Source organism: Bradyrhizobium sp. T-1, assembly GCF_053592855.1.
In genome coordinates this window covers 6,262,716-6,280,810 of sequence record NZ_CM132115.1, presented here as the reverse complement: position 1 = coordinate 6,280,810, position 18,095 = coordinate 6,262,716, and the positions used below count along the sequence as shown (strand labels likewise).

13 protein-coding genes are annotated in these 18,095 nt (G+C 59.2%); all 13 read left to right on the top strand.

Features of this window, described 5'->3' with window-relative positions; all coding sequences use genetic code 11:
- Positions 1 to 15 precede the first annotated feature (15 nt).
- Positions 16 to 924 carry a LysR substrate-binding domain-containing protein gene (locus ACWAT4_RS30040; RefSeq protein WP_128944081.1) on the top strand — a complete coding sequence of 303 codons (909 nt, stop codon included), beginning with the start codon at positions 16 to 18 and terminating at the stop codon, positions 922 to 924.
- A gap of 49 nt (positions 925 to 973) precedes the next feature.
- Entirely contained in the window at positions 974 to 2,410 is a 1,437-nt protein-coding gene (locus ACWAT4_RS30035) for a ribulose-bisphosphate carboxylase large subunit family protein (RefSeq protein ID WP_245508517.1), read from the top strand.
- Positions 2,407 to 3,795, top strand: a complete 1,389-nt coding sequence (locus ACWAT4_RS30030) for a four-carbon acid sugar kinase family protein (RefSeq protein WP_128944080.1) — start codon at positions 2,407 to 2,409, stop codon at positions 3,793 to 3,795. Before ACWAT4_RS30035 ends, ACWAT4_RS30030 begins: the two co-directional genes overlap by 4 nt.
- A gap of 111 nt (positions 3,796 to 3,906) precedes the next feature.
- Positions 3,907 to 5,757, top strand: coding sequence for a TRAP transporter large permease (locus tag ACWAT4_RS30025; RefSeq protein WP_245508526.1), 1,851 nt, complete (start codon positions 3,907 to 3,909; stop codon positions 5,755 to 5,757).
- Between the two features lie 55 nt (positions 5,758 to 5,812).
- A complete protein-coding gene (locus tag ACWAT4_RS30020; protein ID WP_128944079.1) occupies positions 5,813 to 6,841 on the top strand; it encodes a TRAP transporter substrate-binding protein in 1,029 nt (342 codons plus the stop codon).
- 26 nt (positions 6,842 to 6,867) lie between these two features.
- Complete coding sequence (locus ACWAT4_RS30015) at positions 6,868 to 7,653, top strand: SDR family NAD(P)-dependent oxidoreductase (RefSeq protein WP_164939243.1); 786 nt, start codon at positions 6,868 to 6,870, stop codon at positions 7,651 to 7,653.
- A 73-nt stretch (positions 7,654 to 7,726) separates the two neighbouring features.
- Entirely contained in the window at positions 7,727 to 9,142 is a 1,416-nt protein-coding gene (gene pyk, locus ACWAT4_RS30010; RefSeq protein WP_128944077.1) for a pyruvate kinase, read from the top strand.
- A gap of 310 nt (positions 9,143 to 9,452) precedes the next feature.
- Positions 9,453 to 10,886, top strand: a complete 1,434-nt coding sequence (locus ACWAT4_RS30005; RefSeq protein WP_449728736.1) for an FAD-binding oxidoreductase — start codon at positions 9,453 to 9,455, stop codon at positions 10,884 to 10,886.
- A gap of 39 nt (positions 10,887 to 10,925) precedes the next feature.
- The gene (locus tag ACWAT4_RS30000; protein ID WP_128944075.1) at positions 10,926 to 12,110 is read left to right on the top strand and encodes an FAD-binding protein; all 1,185 of its coding nucleotides are present in this window, start codon (positions 10,926 to 10,928) and stop codon (positions 12,108 to 12,110) included.
- A gap of 2 nt (positions 12,111 to 12,112) precedes the next feature.
- Entirely contained in the window at positions 12,113 to 13,474 is a 1,362-nt protein-coding gene (gene glcF / locus ACWAT4_RS29995; protein ID WP_128944074.1) for a glycolate oxidase subunit GlcF, read from the top strand.
- Between the two features lie 533 nt (positions 13,475 to 14,007).
- Positions 14,008 to 14,847 carry a transketolase gene (locus ACWAT4_RS29990; protein ID WP_128944073.1) on the top strand — a complete coding sequence of 280 codons (840 nt, stop codon included), beginning with the start codon at positions 14,008 to 14,010 and terminating at the stop codon, positions 14,845 to 14,847.
- Positions 14,844 to 15,851: a transketolase family protein gene (locus tag ACWAT4_RS29985; protein WP_128944072.1), complete on the top strand. Its 1,008-nt coding sequence runs from the start codon at positions 14,844 to 14,846 to the stop codon at positions 15,849 to 15,851. Before ACWAT4_RS29990 ends, ACWAT4_RS29985 begins: the two co-directional genes overlap by 4 nt.
- 705 nt (positions 15,852 to 16,556) lie before the next feature.
- Entirely contained in the window at positions 16,557 to 18,095 is a 1,539-nt protein-coding gene (locus tag ACWAT4_RS29980) for an aminoacyl-histidine dipeptidase (protein ID WP_128944071.1), read from the top strand.

Here is an 18,095-nt window from a genome sequence, read left to right as displayed (position 1 = left end):
ATTTTGAGGGGACGAATGGCGCGTCCAAAGCCTTCGCTCAACGCGTTACGTGCTTTTGAGGCAACAGCGCGGTTGCGCAGTATGACTGCGGCTTCGCTCGAGCTATCGGTGACTCATGGGGCGATCAGTCGCCATATTCGATCGCTCGAAGAATTGCTTGGCGTTCCGCTCTTGGTGCGAACGTCCTCCTCGACAGACCCGACCCCTGAGGGCAGTCGCCTAGCGGAAGGCCTCACCGCTGCATTCAATCTTATAGATGGTAGTGTCGAGCAGATATTGCCTGGACCGCTGACAGTTTCATGTTCGGCGACCATCATGATGTATTGGCTAATTCCCCGCCTCGCGGCATTTCACGAATCGCATAAGAACATCGATCTTCAGTTCAATATGAACTACGATCAGGTGGATTTCATCCGCGACAAGGTGAGTATCGCGATCCGTTCCAGCACCATCGCGCCACCCAAGGATGTTGTTATAAAAGAGCTTGCGCGGGAGTGGATTTCCCCCGTTTGTGCGACTTCCTATGCGAAGGCGAACAGGCTCCAAAAGCCGGGCGATATCGCGAACTGCCGTCTGTTGGGTACGCGGACGCGTCCGGAGGCCTGGTCGGATTGGCTCGACGAGTTGGGGCTCCGGGAAGATGTCCGCATTCAAGAATCCTACGAACACTTCTATCTGCTTATCCAGGCCGCGCTGTGCGGCCTTGGCTTGGCGCTAGTCCCCACGATGTTTGTCCTTGAGGAAATCAACAGTGGAAGACTGGTCGCGCCATTCGGCAGCATCCCCGGCAAGCGAAGGTTGATGCTTTGGACCGCTCCTCACGTGGCGACCCGTCCTGAAAGTAGGGCGGTTTCCCACTGGCTCACGCGCGAGATGTCCACCACCGCGAAGATGTGTGCAGCTTTGGGCAGCGTGGACGCCTAATCCAATCTTTCGAAGCCCCTAGCGGTGTTGGATCCGTGGATCGCACGATGTGAGTTTTTCTCACACCTTGCTTCATCAATATCGTTTGCTGCCGCGGTGTACTCAAGGTCAGATGTGCCTGTCCATCATACGAACGGGTTCTGTAGGCCGTCCGGATGAAAGAGACGAACTTTCGGAAGAAACGCAGCAAACCTCGACAGGGCGTACCATGCGCAGCGATAGTCCGCGATCCGAGTTTACCGCCCGATATCTCGTCGAGACCGGCGATAGCGTGGCGAGGGCTGCGGAAGTCATTGCCGGGGAGCAATCGAGCGGGACGTTTCTTGCGTTACCCGGCGAAACCGATGAGCTCAAGAAGCGATCGCGAGCCCGGGTGATTAGCGTAACCGAGCTTCCGCCTGTCGATAGCCCGACCCTGCGCAGTTCCTTCTTCGAGAAAAACGATCGTCCAAAAGGGTTTCATCGCGCCGAAATCGAAATCGCATTTCCGATTGACAATGTAGGCTGCAATATCCCGACGCTCTTGGCGACCATTGCGGGCAATCTGTTCGAACTCGGCGAAACGACGGGCCTCCGGCTCCTCGACATCGAGATGCCCGTCAGCTACGCCGCTGGCTTTCCTGGTCCGAAGTTCGGTGTCGACGGGACCCGACGTTTGGCCGGAGTTAATGATCGGCCATTGATCGGTACGATCCTGAAACCCAGTATTGGTATGTCTCCGTCTGAGACCGCCGTGCTCGTCGACAAGATTTGCGAGGCCGGCATAGACTTCCTCAAGGACGACGAACTGATTGCGGATCCGCCGTATGCGCCTTTTGAAGAGCGTTTGAAGGCTGTGTTCCCCGTCATCGAAAAGCATGCCGATCGTTTGGGTCGAAAGCCGATGTACGCAATCAACATCAGTGGCTCGATCGACGACATGCGACGTCGCCACGACCTGGTGCTGGAAGCCGGCGGCACGTGCGTGATGGTGAGTGTCAACTGGTGCGGTTTTTCGGCAATTGAACATCTGCGAACGTACACTGATCTACCGATCCACGGTCACCGCAACGGCTGGGGCCTGTTTACACGTCACCCATGGCTCGGCTTCGACTTTGCCGCGTTTCAAAAGCTATGGCGCCTGACCGGTGTCGATCATCTGCATGTCAACGGCCTGAGGAGCAAATTCTGGGAGCCGGATGATTCGGTCATTGCTTCGGCCAGGTCTTGTCTGGCGGCCTTTTCAAGCGTCAAGCCGATGATGCCAGTCTTCTCGTCGGGGCAATGGGCAGGACAAGCCGGTGACACGTTTGCGCGGCTTGGAAGCATCGATCTGATGCATTTGGCAGGAGGTGGCATCATGGGCCATCCAGGTGGCATTGCTGACGGTGTCATGAGCCTGCGCGAGGCTTGGGAAGCTGCTGTTCAAGGCGTGCCAGTAACAGAATACGCCAAATCCCATCGGCCATTGCAGCTCGCTATCTCCAAGTTCGGAGGCGCGTCGTGACGCAAGGTCGATATCGGCTTGCCTTCTACGGCGACGATTTCACAGGATCGACTGACGCCCTTGAGGCCGTGGCCTTCGCCGGGCTGCGTGCGGCACTGTTTCTACGTCCCCCGACGCCAGACGTCTTGAAGCATTTTGGCGACCTAGAGGTTGTCGGCCTCGCGGGAGTAAGCCGCGGCATGTCTTCCGCGGAGATGACTGAGCACCTGCCGGGAGATTTCCGATACCTTGCATCGCTCGGAGCACCAATTGTGCACTACAAGGTGTGCTCAACTTTCGACAGCTCGCCCGAGATCGGCAGTATCGGCCGGGTGATCGAGATCGCGAAGTCCGTGTTCGGTAACGATCCGATCCCGATCGTCGGCGGAACGCCTTCGCTGCAACGATACTGCCTCTTCGGCAATCTATTTGCCCGATCCGGGACGGATGGGAACATCTACAGGATCGACCGCCACCCGATCATGAGCGTTCATCCCGTGACGCCGATGAACGAAAGCGATCTGGCCGTCCATATCGGGCGGCAGGCAGCACTCAAGATTGAAAAGCTCACGTTGCCCTTCCTTGATGAGGATTATGTGAGGGCCGCCGACCGGTTCGCAGAACTGACGAAATCTTCGCCCGATGCGATATTGCTGGATTCAGCGAATGCGTCGCAACTTACGCAGGTCGGCCGACTGATCGCCGATCGCGCGGCCGGGAATCGAAGCGCATTTGTGGTCGGCCCGTCGGGTGTGGAATATGCTTTGATGCAATGGTGGCGTGAGGCCGGGATCATTCCTCCGCCGTCTGAAAACTATGGTAACCCGTCCCCGGTTGACCAAGTGCTTGCCGTGTCCGGCAGTGCTTCCTCGCTAACGGCCTTGCAGATCGACGCAGCCGTACGGGCCGGTTTTGCCGAAGTTCCTCTTGATGCAGCCGACTTGCTTGATCCCGACAAGCATGGCGCCATAGCGACCCAAGTCGTCCAAAGCGCCACTTCTCTTCTCAAGGAAGGGCGTAGCGTCATATTGCATACGGCCCGCGGTCCGGATGATCCGCGGATCGGAAAGATGATCGAGAAGCTCGTCGGCGGCGGAATGTCTCGCGAGCTCGCCAAGCATGAAGGCGGCCGTAATCTCGGCCGGAAGCTCGGACAGCTCGTCAGTGACATCCTCAATGTGATACCTTTGAAGAGATTGCTGCTGTCGGGCGGTGACACGTCGAGCCAAGTCGCGCAGCTCCTGGACATAGACGCCCTCGAAATTGCGGCCCGCGTAAGTCCGGGCGTTCCGCTCTGCAGAGCCAGAGCGACACGCGGGCAGTTGGACGGACTTCAGATAGCATTCAAAGGCGGTCAACTCGGCGAAGAAAAGTTCTTCGAACACGGGTGGCTAGGCAAAGTCTAACAAAAGCGAAACAGGGAGGATGCCGTGAGTGTCCCATCGATGCCCTCGGGCGGCGTGGTTACGCACGATGGTGCGGGCGACGCCATGTCCTGCGCGGCTCTGCCGAAAGCCATGGAGAACTCAAGCAAGAACGTCGCGCTTGCCGCTGCAGACAGCGTCGACCGGGTGATCGGTCGACTGCTCGAGGTGTGCGTCTCCATATTGCTCGCCGCCGAGATCCTGCTGTTGTTTGCCGGAGTTCTGGCGCGCTACGTATTTCTCAAGCCGATCATTTGGTCGGACGAACTCGCGTCCATGCTGTTTCTCTGGCTCGTGATGCTGGGCTCTGCCATCGCGTTGCGACGGGGCGAGCACATGCGGATGACGGCCCTGTTCGCTTTCGTATCGCCGCGGATGCGAGCGCAACTCGACGCAATCGCATTGGCGGCATCGCTCGGACTGGTCATCCTGCTATTCCCGGCCACGCTCGAGTACGCCATCGAGGAAGCGATCGTCAGAACTCCGGCGATGGACCTCTCCAATGCGTGGCGCGCCACCGCTGCACCCGTTGGCTTCGGGTTGATGGGCATATTTGCACTGCTTCGGCTCGTTCGCCTCGCTGATACGAGACTGATCTTTTCTTCGCTCGGCACCGTCGCGTTCATTGTGGGCCTGTTTTGGTTGCTCCAGCCGCTCTTTGGACCGCTTGGCAACATCAATCTTGTCATCTTCTTCGTCATGGTGGTGGCGTGCGCCGTATTCACCGGCGTGCCGATCGCCTTTTCGTTCGGCCTGGCGACGTTCGGCTATCTCATGCTCACCACGAGGACGCCGCCGCTCATCATCGTGGGCCGCATTGACGAGGGCGTCAGCCATCTGATCCTGCTTTCGGTTCCTCTGTTTGTATTCCTCGGCCAGCTCATCGAAATGACAGGCATGGCGCGGGCCATGGTTGCTTTCCTTGCCAGCCTGTTGGGTCATGTGCGTGGTGGACTATTGTACGTCCTCGTCGGAGCGATGTACCTCGTATCCGGCATCTCGGGATCGAAAGCTGCGGACATGGCGGCGGTTGCGCCTGTTCTTTTCCCCGAGATGAAGCGCCGTGGCGCCAAGGAGGGAGACCTCGTCGCGTTGCTCGCGGCAACGGGCGCCCAGACCGAGACAATTCCCCCCAGCATCGTCCTCATCACGATCGGGTCAGTTACGGGTGTCTCGATCGCGGCCTTGTTCACCGGAGGCCTGCTACCTGGCGTCATCCTGGCGATCACGCTCTGTTGCGTCATCGCGTGGAGGTACCGCAACGAGGACCGCGGCCTCGCCCGTCGTGCCTCCGCCAAGGAGATCGGCAAGACATTCTTGGTCGCCGTGCCGGCAATCGCATTGCCGTTCGTCATTCGCTCTGCCGTCATCGAAGGCGTGGCGACCGCGACGGAGGTGTCCACGATCGGCATATTCTATGCGATCGTCGTCGGAGCTCTGTTCTACAGGCAATTCGACTGGCGGCGGATCAAGCCTATGCTGGTCGAGACCGCCAGCTTGTCCGGCGCAATTCTGTTCATCATCGGCACCGCGACGTCGATGGCATGGAGTTTGACGCAATCGGGATTCTCGCGCTCGCTCGCCGTGGCGATGAAGCAGCTGCCAGGCGGGTCAATGAGTTTCATGGCAGTGTCCGTCGTGGCCTTCGTCGTACTGGGCAGTGTGCTCGAGGGCATTCCCGCGATCGTTCTCTTCGGGCCGCTGCTTTTTCCGATCGCTCAAGCGCTCGGAATCGATCTCGTGCACTATTCGATGGTCGTCATATTGGCGATGGGCGTCGGGTTGTTCGCACCGCCATTCGGCGTTGGCTACTACGCAGCTTGCGCGATCAGCAGGGTAAGCCCGGACGCTGGAATGAGACCCATCGTGGGTTACATGGCGGCCCTGTTGATCGGGCTCGCGATCGTGGCGCTCGTCCCGTGGATATCGACGGGATTCCTGTGAGCGCTGATGCCCAGACGCATAAGAGTACAAACCACGTAGAGAATGGAGGGAAGCGATGAAACGAACTTTCAATCGCAGGACGTTTCTTCAGGGGACCACGGCAGCAGCTCTGGCCACTAGCGTTGGATATCCTATTAAAAGTGCTCGGGCGGCCGCGGAGTTCCGGCTTCGCTGGGGTTTCAATCTCGCCGAGTCTCATCCGATTACGGCGCGCGCCAGAGAGGCGGCTGAACGCGTACTGACGGAAACGAAGGGACGGGTGGAAATCAACGTGTTTCCCAACAACCAGCTCGGCGGCGACACCGACATGCTGTCGCAACTGCGCGCCGGCGGGCTCGATCTGTTCCTCAATTCCGGGATCAATGTTCTCTCGACGATCGTCCCGTCGGCATCGATTTACGGATTGGGGTTCATCTTCCCCGACTATGATGCCGTCTGGAAGGCGATGGACGGAGAGCTCGGTGATGCGTTGCGCCTTGCTATCGGAAAAGCGAACCTCGTACCCGTGGGCAAGATGTGGGATAACGGATTCCGCAACATCACCACAAGCACGAAGCAGATCAACACCCCCGTCGATCTGAAGGGCGTCAAGATCCGCGTGCCGGTCGGCGCGCTCTGGACGTCGATGTTCCAAGCCTTTGGTGCCGCACCGACAACGATCAACTACAGCGAACTGTATTCCGCGCTGCAGACCAAGATCGTCGACGGTCAGGAAAATTCGTTGGCGAATATCTTCACCGCGAATCTGTTCGAAGTGCAGAAATACTGCGCTTTGACCGGCCACATGTGGGACGCCTTCTTCTGCGTCGCAAATAAGCGGAACTGGGAGGCTATTACCGAGGATCTCCGCAAGATCATCGCCACTGCAATCAATGATGCCGCGATGGCTGAGAGAAAGGATATGGCAACGCTCGCGACATCCCTACGTGGAGATCTGTCAAAGAAGGGTCTCATATTCAACGAGCCGGATGTCGCGGCCTTCCGGGAAGCGCTTCGTACTGCGGGTTTCTACAAGGAATGGCGTGCAAAGTACGGCGAGGAACTGTGGACGACGCTTGAGCGGACCACCGGAAAGTTAACCTGAGACGACGAAGCTGGAGTTAGATCGATATGAGATTGAACAATAAGGTGGCGCTCGTCACCGGTGGCGCGCGCGGTATCGGCTTCGCGATCTCCAAGGCGTTGGCGCGAGAAGGGGCTCGCATTGTCATCGCGGACCTCAACGTGGATGGCGCGAAGACATCGGCGTTGATGCTCGAAAACGCAAGTCGCGAGCATCTCGGCTTGAAGGTGGATGTAGCGAACCAGGAGTCTGTGACCGAGTTGTTGGATGAAATCGTCCAGCAGTGCGGCGGATTGGACATTCTGATCAACAATGCCGGCATCGGTGGCAATACGCCGTTCCTCGATATCAAGCTCGAGGATTGGCAACGAATGATCTCGATTAATTTGACGGGTGCATTCATTGTAGCGCAGGCGGTTGCGCGCCAGATGGTCAATCAGGGCTGCGGCGGAAAGATCATCAACATTGCTTCGCTTTCGGGACAGCGCGGCGGAAACGGACGCGGCGCATATGGCGCCGCCAAAGCCGGGCTGGAGTTGCTCACGAAGGTTATGGCGGTCGAGCTCGCGCAGCACCGGATCAATGTCAACAACATTGCTCCAGGAGCGATCGAAACCGAGATGGCCAAGACGGCGCACGACCCGGCGACGCGGAAAGCATATGAATATCTCATCCCAATGAGCCGCTATGGGCTTCCGGAGGAAATTGCGGATGCCGCGGTTTTCCTGTCGTCAGACGAGAGCCGATACGTTCACGGCCACACATTAAACGTCGACGGAGGGTTCCGCGAGGCCGGCTTGATGTTCGGGCCTGACAAGACGCCTCCGCGATAGCCGGAGAGTGACGCACCTTGAGGAACCGCTTCTCCGGGAGCGATCCTGATTTGCCGATGGAGAGATTACTGACGTGCGCCGAAACCGCCGAGCAAAGATCGTAGCAACCGTTGGACCGGCATGCTGCGAACCAGAGATGCTTCGAAAGTTGTTCGAGGCTGGCGTAGATACGTTTCGTCTCAACTTCAGCCACGGTGCGAAGCAGGACCATGCCAAGGTTCACGCCTCGATCCGAGCTCTGGAGATCGAGATGGGCAGGCCGATCGGTATTCTGCTCGACCTCCAGGGACCCAAGATTCGTATCGGTACGTTGCGCGAAGGGAGCCTGACGCTGGTGGCGGGCGAGACCGTCCGGTTCGTTCAGGAAGGCACCGAAGGTGATCGGGATGCGATCCCATTGCCGCATCCGGAGGTGTTTGCGGCGGCAGCGCCGGGGCACGATCTATTGATCGACGATGGACGGCTGCGAGTTCGCGTCAAATCGCTCGACCGCGAGAGCCTTGAAGCCGAGGTGATAATCGGCGGAAAGCTCTCCAACCACAAAGGAGTTAACCTGCCGGGGACGATCCTCGATCTGTCGCCACTTACTCCGAAAGACCGTGGAGACCTCGATTTCGGTCTTCGACTGGGCGTCGATTGGGTGGCGCTATCGTTCGTGCAACGGCCGGGAGATCTCATTGAGGCGAGGGGACTGATCGGGGATCGGGCAGGCCTCGTCGCGAAGATCGAGAAGCCGGCGGCCCTCGATCGAATTGATGACATCATTAGTCTGTCGGACGCGGTCATGGTGGCGCGAGGCGATCTTGGCGTCGAGATTCCTCATCAAGACGTTCCTGGCCGACAAAAGGAATTGGTGCGGGCCTGTCGATTGGCAGTAAAGCCGGTAATCGTGGCCACGCAGATGCTCGACTCCATGGTCGCTTCGCCGACGCCGACCCGCGCGGAGGCGTCGGATGTAGCGACGGCCATCTACGATGGAGCCGACGCGGTAATGCTGTCCGCGGAGTCTGCCGTAGGCCGCTATCCGCGTGAAGCAGTGGAGATGATGGACAGCATTATCCGCAGCACCGAACGTCACAAGATGTATCGTTCTATCGTCGATGCTTTGCGCCCGGAGGAGGAACAGACGGCCCCTCACGCGGTGGCCGCGGCGGCTGCGGGATTAGCATCTGCGATCCATGCCTCTGCGATCGTCGTCTACACATCTGGAGGCACGACCGCAGCTCGCATTGCCCGTCGCCGTCCGGATGTGTCTGTTCTTGCAGTGACTCCAAGTATGGACACTGCGCGCCGGCTTTGTTTGCTCTGGGGTACGCACAGTGTGTCGTCAACCGACGTGAACGACTACGAGGAGATGGTGTCTCGTGCCGTCTCTACCGCGGTCGGCGAGCAGTTCGCTGAAAGCATGGACACGGTAGTGATCGTCGCGGGGATTCCCTTCGCGCAGGCCGGTACCACGAACAACATCCGCGTCATGACGGTGCCTTGAGCTTCTGTAAGCTTAACCCACATCGCCGTTACAACTGGTTGTTGGCAATTGTCCACTCTCATCGCGCCTAGTGGCGGTTTCTACGCTTCGCACAATAAGAGCCATCCAAGGAAAAGGCGTTGGAAGCTGCCGCGCTGCTACGGGTCAATTAGGCAAGTTATGCGTGGTCGCTCGCATCTGACCAGCGCATTTGCTCGCTCTCATGGCGGGTAGTCGCGGAGACGAAGTATGCTACCTAACGTGAAAACCGCGGATCTGGTCTGGCTGGTGGCACAAGGCCCATTCTGCCGGGCGGAGTGAAGGAAGAGCCATGCCGATTGCATTCCCAACACCTGACGAGGCCGTGCTCGGCCGCCGCGGCGAAATTCTGACCGGCCTTGGCCAACTCGTTGCCCCGGAGGCGCTCATCGCCTCCGAAGACGAACGCCGCGCCTTCGAGACCGACGCCCTTACCGCCTATCGGCGCATGCCGCTCGCGGTCGTGCTTCCGTCGACCACCTCGGAAGTGTCGACCGTCCTGAAGTTCTGTGCGCAAAATCAGGTGAAGGTTGTTCCGCGCGGCGCCGGAACGTCGCTCGCGGGCGGTGCGATTCCGCAGGAGGATGCGATCGTTCTCGGCGTATCGAAGATGAACCGGATCTTGGATGTTAATTTCGAGAACCGGACCGCCCGAGTGCAGGCAGGCGTTACCAACCTTGCCGTCAGCCAGGCAGTTGCGCATGAAGGCTTTTTCTATGCGCCCGACCCGTCGAGCCAGCTCGCCTGCACCATCGCCGGCAACATCGGCATGAATTCGGGCGGGGCGCATTGCCTGAAATACGGCGTGACGACGAACAACATCCTTGGCGTGACGCTTGTCTTGCTCGACGGAACGATCGTTGAGATCGGCGGAGAGCACCTCGACAGCCCAGGCTACGATCTTCTTGGTCTTGTCGTTGGATCGGAAGGCCAGCTCGGCGTCGTTACCGAAGCGGTCGTGCGGATTCGTCGTGCCGCGGAGGGCGCCAAGCCCGTCCTATTCGGCTTCGATACGAGCGAGGAAGCGGGGGCCTGTGTCGCGGCAATCATGGGTGCGGGAATCATCCCGGTTGCCATTGAGTTCATGGATAAGCAGACGATCGAGATCGTGGAGGGATTTGCCAAGGCAGGTTATCCGCTCGACGTCGGCGCTCTTCTGATTATCGAGGTGGAGGGCTCCGACCCTGAGATGGAAGCCATGCTCGCGCGGATCGTCGGAATCGCGCGGAAGCACAATGTCCGTCACATCAAGGAGAGCCACTCCGCAGCGGAAGCCGCGGCAATTTGGAAAGGACGCAAGTCCGCGTTCGGAGCAACGGGGCGTGTTGCCGACTACATCTGCATGGACGGTACAGTGCCGCTTGGTCAGCTGTCGAACGTCTTGAAACGGACAGGCGAGATTGTCGCATCCTACGGCCTGCGCGTCGCAAATGTATTTCATGCGGGCGACGGCAACATGCATCCGCTGATTCTTTATAATGTTAACGATCCAGCCGAGCAGGCAAAGGCGGAAGCCGCTGGCGAAGACATCCTGAAATACTGCGTGGAAGTTGGCGGCTGCCTGACCGGCGAACACGGGGTCGGGATCGAGAAACGCGATTTGATGCGCTTTCAGTTCGAGGAACGCGATCTGCGGCAGCAGATGCGCGTGCGAGCTGTCTTCGATCCTGCATGGTTGCTCAATCCCGCAAAAGTGTTCCCGCTCGACAACCGGTTAACGGCGTAGCTACGCCGTGCGACACCGGCATCGGAGGGAGTTGTCCAAATGATCCGCCATAATCCAACGTCTGAGGCTGATGCCTGCGCAATCGTCGCAGAAGCTGCGGCGCAGCGCACTCCACTGGCGATTCAGGGCAGTGGGACGAAGCGCGCGTTCGGCAGGCCGCCGCGATTCGAGTCGACCCTCTCGTCATCGCAAATGACAAAAGTCACGCTCTATGAGCCAGCAGAATTCGTGATTTCCGCCGAGCCTGGCGCCCCTCTCAGTGGGATCGTTCGGCTGCTCGCGGAGCATCGGCAAGAGCTCGCCTTCGAACCTCTCGACTACCGCCCACTGCTGGGCAGCGACGGTGAACCGACGATAGGAGCGGTCGCCGCCATGAACCTTTCAGGACCGCGCCGAATCGCTGGCGGGTCAGCCCGCGATAGTTCTCTCGGGGTGCGGTTCGTCAATGGGCGCGGCGAGGCGATCAAGTCCGGCGGTCGTGTTATGAAGAACGTGACGGGCCTTGACCTCGTCAAGCTCATGGTCGGCGCGCATGGCACCCTCGGCTTCCTCACCGAAGTCACGTTCAAAGTCGTCCCGAGCCCACAGCGTGTAGCAACATTGTGGCTAGTGGGCCTCTCCGACCAGACCGGCATAGCGGCGCTGTCGGCGGCACTCGGCTCGCCGTACGATGTCAGCGGTGCAGCGCACCTGCCGGCGAACATCGGTGACGGCGCGCGCACCTTAATCCGCGTCGAGGGGTTTCCCGATTCGGTAGAATATCGCCTCCGTGAGCTGCGGTCGCTTTTGAGAGCGTTCGGCACGGCCGAGGTACTCGCCGATGACACTGGGAGGGATCTCTGGGGGGCGATCCGCGATGCAACGGTCCTCGCTGAGCCGCGCGATAAGGCGATCTGGCGCATCTCAACGGCACCGACCAAAGGTGTTGATGTCGCGGCACGGATTGCACGGACTATCGATGCGCGGTGGTTCTTTGACTGGGGTGGCGGGTTGATCTGGCTGGCGTGCTCAACGGCCAGTGCCGCCAGTGCGGCAACGATTCGCGCGGCGACCCGTGAGGCCGGTGGACATGCCACCCTCGTGCGAGCACCCGAAGACGTCCGTGCTGCGGTCGATGTATTTGATCCGCCGATCGAAGCGATTGCGCGGCTTCAGACCGGGCTGAAAGCCTCTCTCGATCCGGCTGGGATATTCAATCCTGGCCGGATGTTCCCCGAGCTGTAACGATGCAGACAACGTTTACCGCTGAACAACTGCAGAATCCCGCAACAGAGGCTTCGGAAAAGATCCTTCGAAGCTGCGTTCATTGCGGCTTCTGCACCGCCACCTGTCCGACATATCTGCTGCTTGGTGACGAGCTCGACAGCCCTCGCGGCCGCATCTACCAGATCAAGGACATGCTGGAGGGCAGCAAACCGGCGACCACGCCAGTCGTCAAGCACATCGACCGCTGCCTATCGTGCCTGTCGTGCATGACCACCTGTCCGTCGGGCGTGCACTACATGCACCTAGTGGATCATGCTCGCGCCTATATAGAACAGACGTATCGGCGGCCCTTCCACGACCGGCTCGTCCGGGCCATGCTCGCGATGATTCTTCCCTATCCGAGACGGTTCCGAGCGGCGATCACTGCGGCGCAAATTGGCCGGCCGTTAAAATATGTCTTGGCCGGCTTGCCCCATGTAGGCGATCGGCTTGCGGCAATGCTCGATCTCGCGCCAGCCCGTGTGCCGTTTCGATCGGCCACGCAAAAGCCGGGTGTTTTTCCGGCAATGGGAGAGAAGCGCGGCCGCGTCGCAATTCTCAGCGGTTGTGCCCAGCTTGTACTACGCCCCGACTTCAATGAGGCAGCCGTCCGGCTCCTGACCCGCCACGGCATCGAGGTGGTGCAAGCCAGAGGTGAGGGGTGCTGTGGCGCGCTGGTCCATCATCTCGGACGCGAACGCGATTCACACGAATTCGCAAGGAGAAACATCGACGCATGGATCGCAGAGATGGATGGCGAGGGCCTCGACGCGATCATCATTACGGCGTCTGGATGCGGAACGACGATCAAGGATTATGGCTTCATGCTCCGTGAAGATCCCGCCTATGCCGATAAGGCACGGCGGGTTTCGGCAATCGCGCGAGATATCACCGAATTCCTCTGGCCGATGAAACTGGACTTCTCACCGAGAGCGCGCGATCTCGTCGTCGCCTACCATTCGGCCTGTTCGATGCAGCATGGTCAAAAGATCACAGAGGAGCCGAAAGCGTTGCTTAAACAGGCCGGCTTTGCGGTCAAGGATATACCTGAAGGACACATCTGCTGCGGATCGGCGGGGACTTACAACATTCTTCAGCCGGAAATAGCGAAACAACTGCGTGCGCGAAAGGTGGCAAACATCCGACGCGTGAAAGCAGACCTGATCGCGACGGGAAACATAGGCTGCATCACGCAGATCGGCGATGGCGCCGACATACCGATTGTCCATACGATCCAATTGCTCGATTGGGCGACCGGAGGGCCGGCGCCGAAGTCATTGCGGTCGGGCGCGCGAAGTAACAACTGTGTGTCTGGTTGCGGCGAGTGCGAGATTGCGCGCTGAGAACTCGAGCATGGACGACGCAAAGCCCACCTTAGTTTTAGACGTCGCTGCCGATCATCCAGCGGCATCTGGCATGGCTCTGATTTGAGCGGCGGTTCTCGATTGGGCGGAGTGGGTCGATAGTGCAAGCGCGCCCACGGCAAACAAAAACGATCTTTCAGCATGTCACATCTCCAAAGTGTTGTCGGAAGACGCGGCGTTCTTGCAAAGGGTCCTCCAGAGACGGAGGATGATGTCACCCGCTTGACGCATGTTAAGCGGGGCGGGCGGATGGCTCGCGCCGATCTTCGTTCGAAACTTGCAACGGCGTCGCCGTCATGCATGAATCAGAATCACCTAAATGCCGATCTAATTCTTTTGCTGTAATCGCCCAGACTTATATTGCTGGTGGCAATCGCGGACCGAAGAGCCGCGCGAATCGGAGAAGCGCCCAGATCGAGTGCGCAACGGAAGATCGCCGTATGCCTCATCTCGTTCGCTGTTCGACAGGAGCGCGGGTTTCGCGCGTTCCGCAACAACTAGGATCAGGCGACATGACGGTTCAAGGCCACAACGTCTCACTGCACGAACGAGCTCGCCGCATCAGATGCCATGCGCTCCGAATGGGCGAAGTGCAGGGGCAGGGCTACATCGCCCAAGCCCTGGATATCGCTGACGTATTGGCGGTGGCTTACTTCCATGCCATGCGATATCGGCCGGAAGATCCAGAGTGGGAAGGGCGCGACCGCTTCCTTCTCTCCAATGGTCACTATGCAATTGCACTGTACGCCGCGATGATCGAGGCGGGCATCGTTCCGGAGGCAGAGCTGGAGACCTACGGCTTCGATGATAGCCGTCTGCCGATGTCCGGTATGGCAAGCTACACGCCGGGGATGGAAATGTCGGGCGGTTCGCTGGGGCTCGGTCTTACCATCGCGGTCGGCCGATGCCTTGGATTGAAGCGAAAAGGATCCGACAGCTTCGTCTACACCTTGTTCTCTGACGGGGAGCTCGATGAAGGATCGAAGTGGGAGGCGATGATGTCCGCCGCTCACTTCAAGTTGGACAATCTCATTGCCGTGGTCGACGTCAATAACCAGCAGGCGGATGGCCCTTCGGGCCAAATGATGGGCTTCGAGCCCCTGGTCGACAAAGTGCGATCATTCGGCTGGTTCGTTCAGCGGGTGGACGGTAACGATCTCAATGCCGTCGTTGCGGCATTCGATGCGGCAAAGACGCACGAGGGAGCCGTGCCGCGAATGATTATCGCCGACACGGTCATGGGAAAAGGCGTGCCGTTTCTTGAGGCGCGTGAGCGGAATCATTTCATGCGCGTCGATGCGAACGAGTGGAAGTTGGCGCTTGCAGCGCTGCAGGATGGGAGTCAGCCATGAAGGTGACGTCAAGCACCACTACGTCGAAGCAGCGCCTTACGACATCGGCAATGATCGCTTCGATTGCCGCAGAGGGACAACCAACAAGAGCCGCGCCGTTCGGCCATGCCTTGATCGAACTCGCGCGACGGCGTCCCGAAGTCGTTGGGATGACGGCTGACCTCGGCAAATACACCGATCTCCATGTGTTCGCGAAGGAGTTTCCGGCCCGTTACTATCAGATGGGTATGGCTGAGCAGCTGTTGTTTGGCGGCGCGTCCGGTCTTGCCGCAGAGGGCTTTATGCCGTTTGTGACGACTTACGCTGTGTTCGCTTCTCGGCGCGCCTATGATTTCATTCACCAGACGATTGCCGAGGAAGATCGGAACGTGAAGATCGCATGCGCGCTGCCAGGGCTCACATCCGGATACGGCCCAAGTCATCAGGCGGCGGAAGACCTGGCACTGTTCCGCGCGATGCCGAACATGACGGTTATCGATCCATGCGATGCTCTGGAAATTGAGCAGGTAGTGCCTGCCATGGCGGCGCATCCTGGCCCCGTCTATATGCGTCTGCTGCGAGGGCAGGTGCCGCTCGTGCTTGATGAATACGGCTACAAGTTCGAACTTGGAAGAGCGAAGCACTTGCGAAGCGGGGATGACGTTCTCATCATCTCTTCCGGCCTACTCACGATGCGGGCGTTAGAAGCAGCAAAAAAACTTGAAGCAGATCGTGTTGGCGCGTCAGTGCTCCACGTGCCGACCATCAAGCCGCTTGATGTCGAGACCATTGTGGCCGCTTGTAGAAAACCGGGGCGAGTCGTCGTCGTCGCGGAGAACCATACGATCATTGGTGGGCTAGGCGAAGCAGTCGCCGCTGTTCTGATGAGGGAGCGTGTGCATCCTGCATTCCACATGATCGGCCTGCCGGACGAATTCCTAGCGGCTGGCGCATTGCCTACGCTTCACGATCGATACGGAATTTCGACGGATGCGATCGTTAGCAGCGTCAAGTCCTGGCTGTGACGGTTACGTATCACGACGCGCGGACGCGAGTCTGCTTGTCGACCTTGAACGAGTCGCCCTGGGTCTGCCCATACGGAGCCTCCAAATGAGGAGACGGGCACCTTTGACAGGTTCGCTCGGTACGGGAAGCGTAGGTCCAAACCTGCGCGGCAGGTCGCCCCTTCAGTGGATCCTGGTGCTCGCGGCCATAGGCCCAAGCTAGGGAGCTTTAGCGTTCCCCCGACTGAAGACTTTCGTGCTCATAGCGGACGCGCCTTTCGGCGGCCGCTCAGGCATTTGGCATTCTGCTTGGCGTGGAAACAGACTCCAGGAAGCCAATCAGATATCCTGCGGTTCGCATGTTTCTGTCGAAGCCACCACGAACCTCTCGCAATTTTTTCGACAGCCAGGCATAGCGAGCAAGCTCGGCATTTACCAGGAATCTCGGCACGTCTTATTCGACACTGGCTTTCTTGCAGCCGCGACCGTTTAGCACCCGTTTCTCTGATGCTAGCGCCGGTAAAGACGGTGACGGTCGGCGCGTGGGAGATTGTAGAACGTAACTCCCCTCGATCGAAGTTTGTTCGCCGCTCGAAACTGGCATTTGGATGAGGACAATTCACTCAATGAAGCGCGCAATTCGTTTGATCTGCTGATCCTATTTCTTATCGTCGGAAGAATGAGGGCGGCCGCAATGCACGACGGCGCCGGCACTGGGAGGAATTCATGTCTGCGCACCAGACCGCAACAACAACCGTAAACGATCGACGTCCCGACGCTCACTCAGGGGGAGCCGATAAGAGTGGCGTCCTTGCGGACCTCAAACCCGACGTCTTCTTTCGCTACTTCGAAGAGATCAGCCGCATTCCCCGCGGGTCCTATAACGAGAAGCAGGTGAGCGACTACATCGCAAAGTTCGCGCGGGACCGCGGGCTCGAGTGCTACCAGGACGACATCCACAATATCCTCGTCAAGAAGCCGGGAACGAGCGGATACGAGAACGCGTCGCCGCTCATCTTCCACGGTCATACCGACATCGTGTGCGAGAGCGATGAAGGTGTGGAGCACGATTTCGAGAAGCAGGGCATCAAGCTGCGGATCGACGGCGACTTCATCCATGGCACCGGTACGACGCTCGGCGCCGATAACACGGTGGGTGTGGCGTTGGCGCTATCCGTGCTCGACGCCAAGGACATTCCCCATCCGCCACTCGAGGTCGTACTGACAGTCCAGGAAGAGGTCGGAAAGGGAGGCGCTCAACACTTCGATGCTTCCCGTCTGACGGGCCGGCGGTTGATCGATTTCAACTGGCACGATCCCAAGAGTCTGTTCGCCGGCTGCGCGGGCGACATCTCGGCGCGCTTCCGGATTCCGGTCGAATGGCAGAAAGCGCCGGCCGGCTTGACGGCGATGCGCCTGTTCGTGAAGGGACTGAGCAGCGGCCACTCGGAGTTCGACATTCACCTCGAGCGCGCCAACGCGATCGTCCTTCTCGCTCGGGTCGTCGGTGCGCTCCTCGACGAACTGCCGGTCCGGCTGGCGTCGGTCAGGGGGGGCGTCAATCGGTACGTTATTCCGGGAGACGCCGAAGCACGCCTGCTTGTGCATCAGGCAGATGTGGATCGTGCGAGCGAGATCGTCCGGAACGTCGCCGCAGATATCAAGAAGGAGTTCTTCGTCAGCGACCCGAAGCTCGAGGTCGGTCTGGAGCCGAGCGACGGTCTCGTCGAGCGCGTCCTTTCGGATGTTACCGCCAATTCGGTTGTCCAGGCGATCACGCTGACGCCCAACGGCGTCCAAAGCATGAGCCTCACAATAGCGAATCTGGTGGAGAGTTCGAACACCATTGCCCTGTTGTCGACAAGCGACGAGGAAGTCGAGATCCTCTCGACCATTCCGAGCGCGATCAGCTCGCGGCGCTACGCCATCCTCAAACGTATCGAGCGGCTGGCCGAACTGATGGGGCGTGGGACCAGGGTTACCACCTTCGCCGATTGCCCGGAGTGGCCCTACAACAAGGACTCGAAGCTTCTGGCCGTAGCCAGCCGCGCGTTCGAGGATACCTTCAAGGCAAGGCCGCACGTTGAAGTATCGCACTCGAGCCTCGAGTTGGGTCTCTTCAACAAGAAGATCCCGGGGATCGACATGATCTCAATCGGACCGGAAGCGTTCGATGTGCATACCACCCGAGAGCGTCTCAATCACACTACTGTTGAGCCAATCTGGCGGCTTCTGAAGGAAATACTCCGCAATCTCAGAGATTAG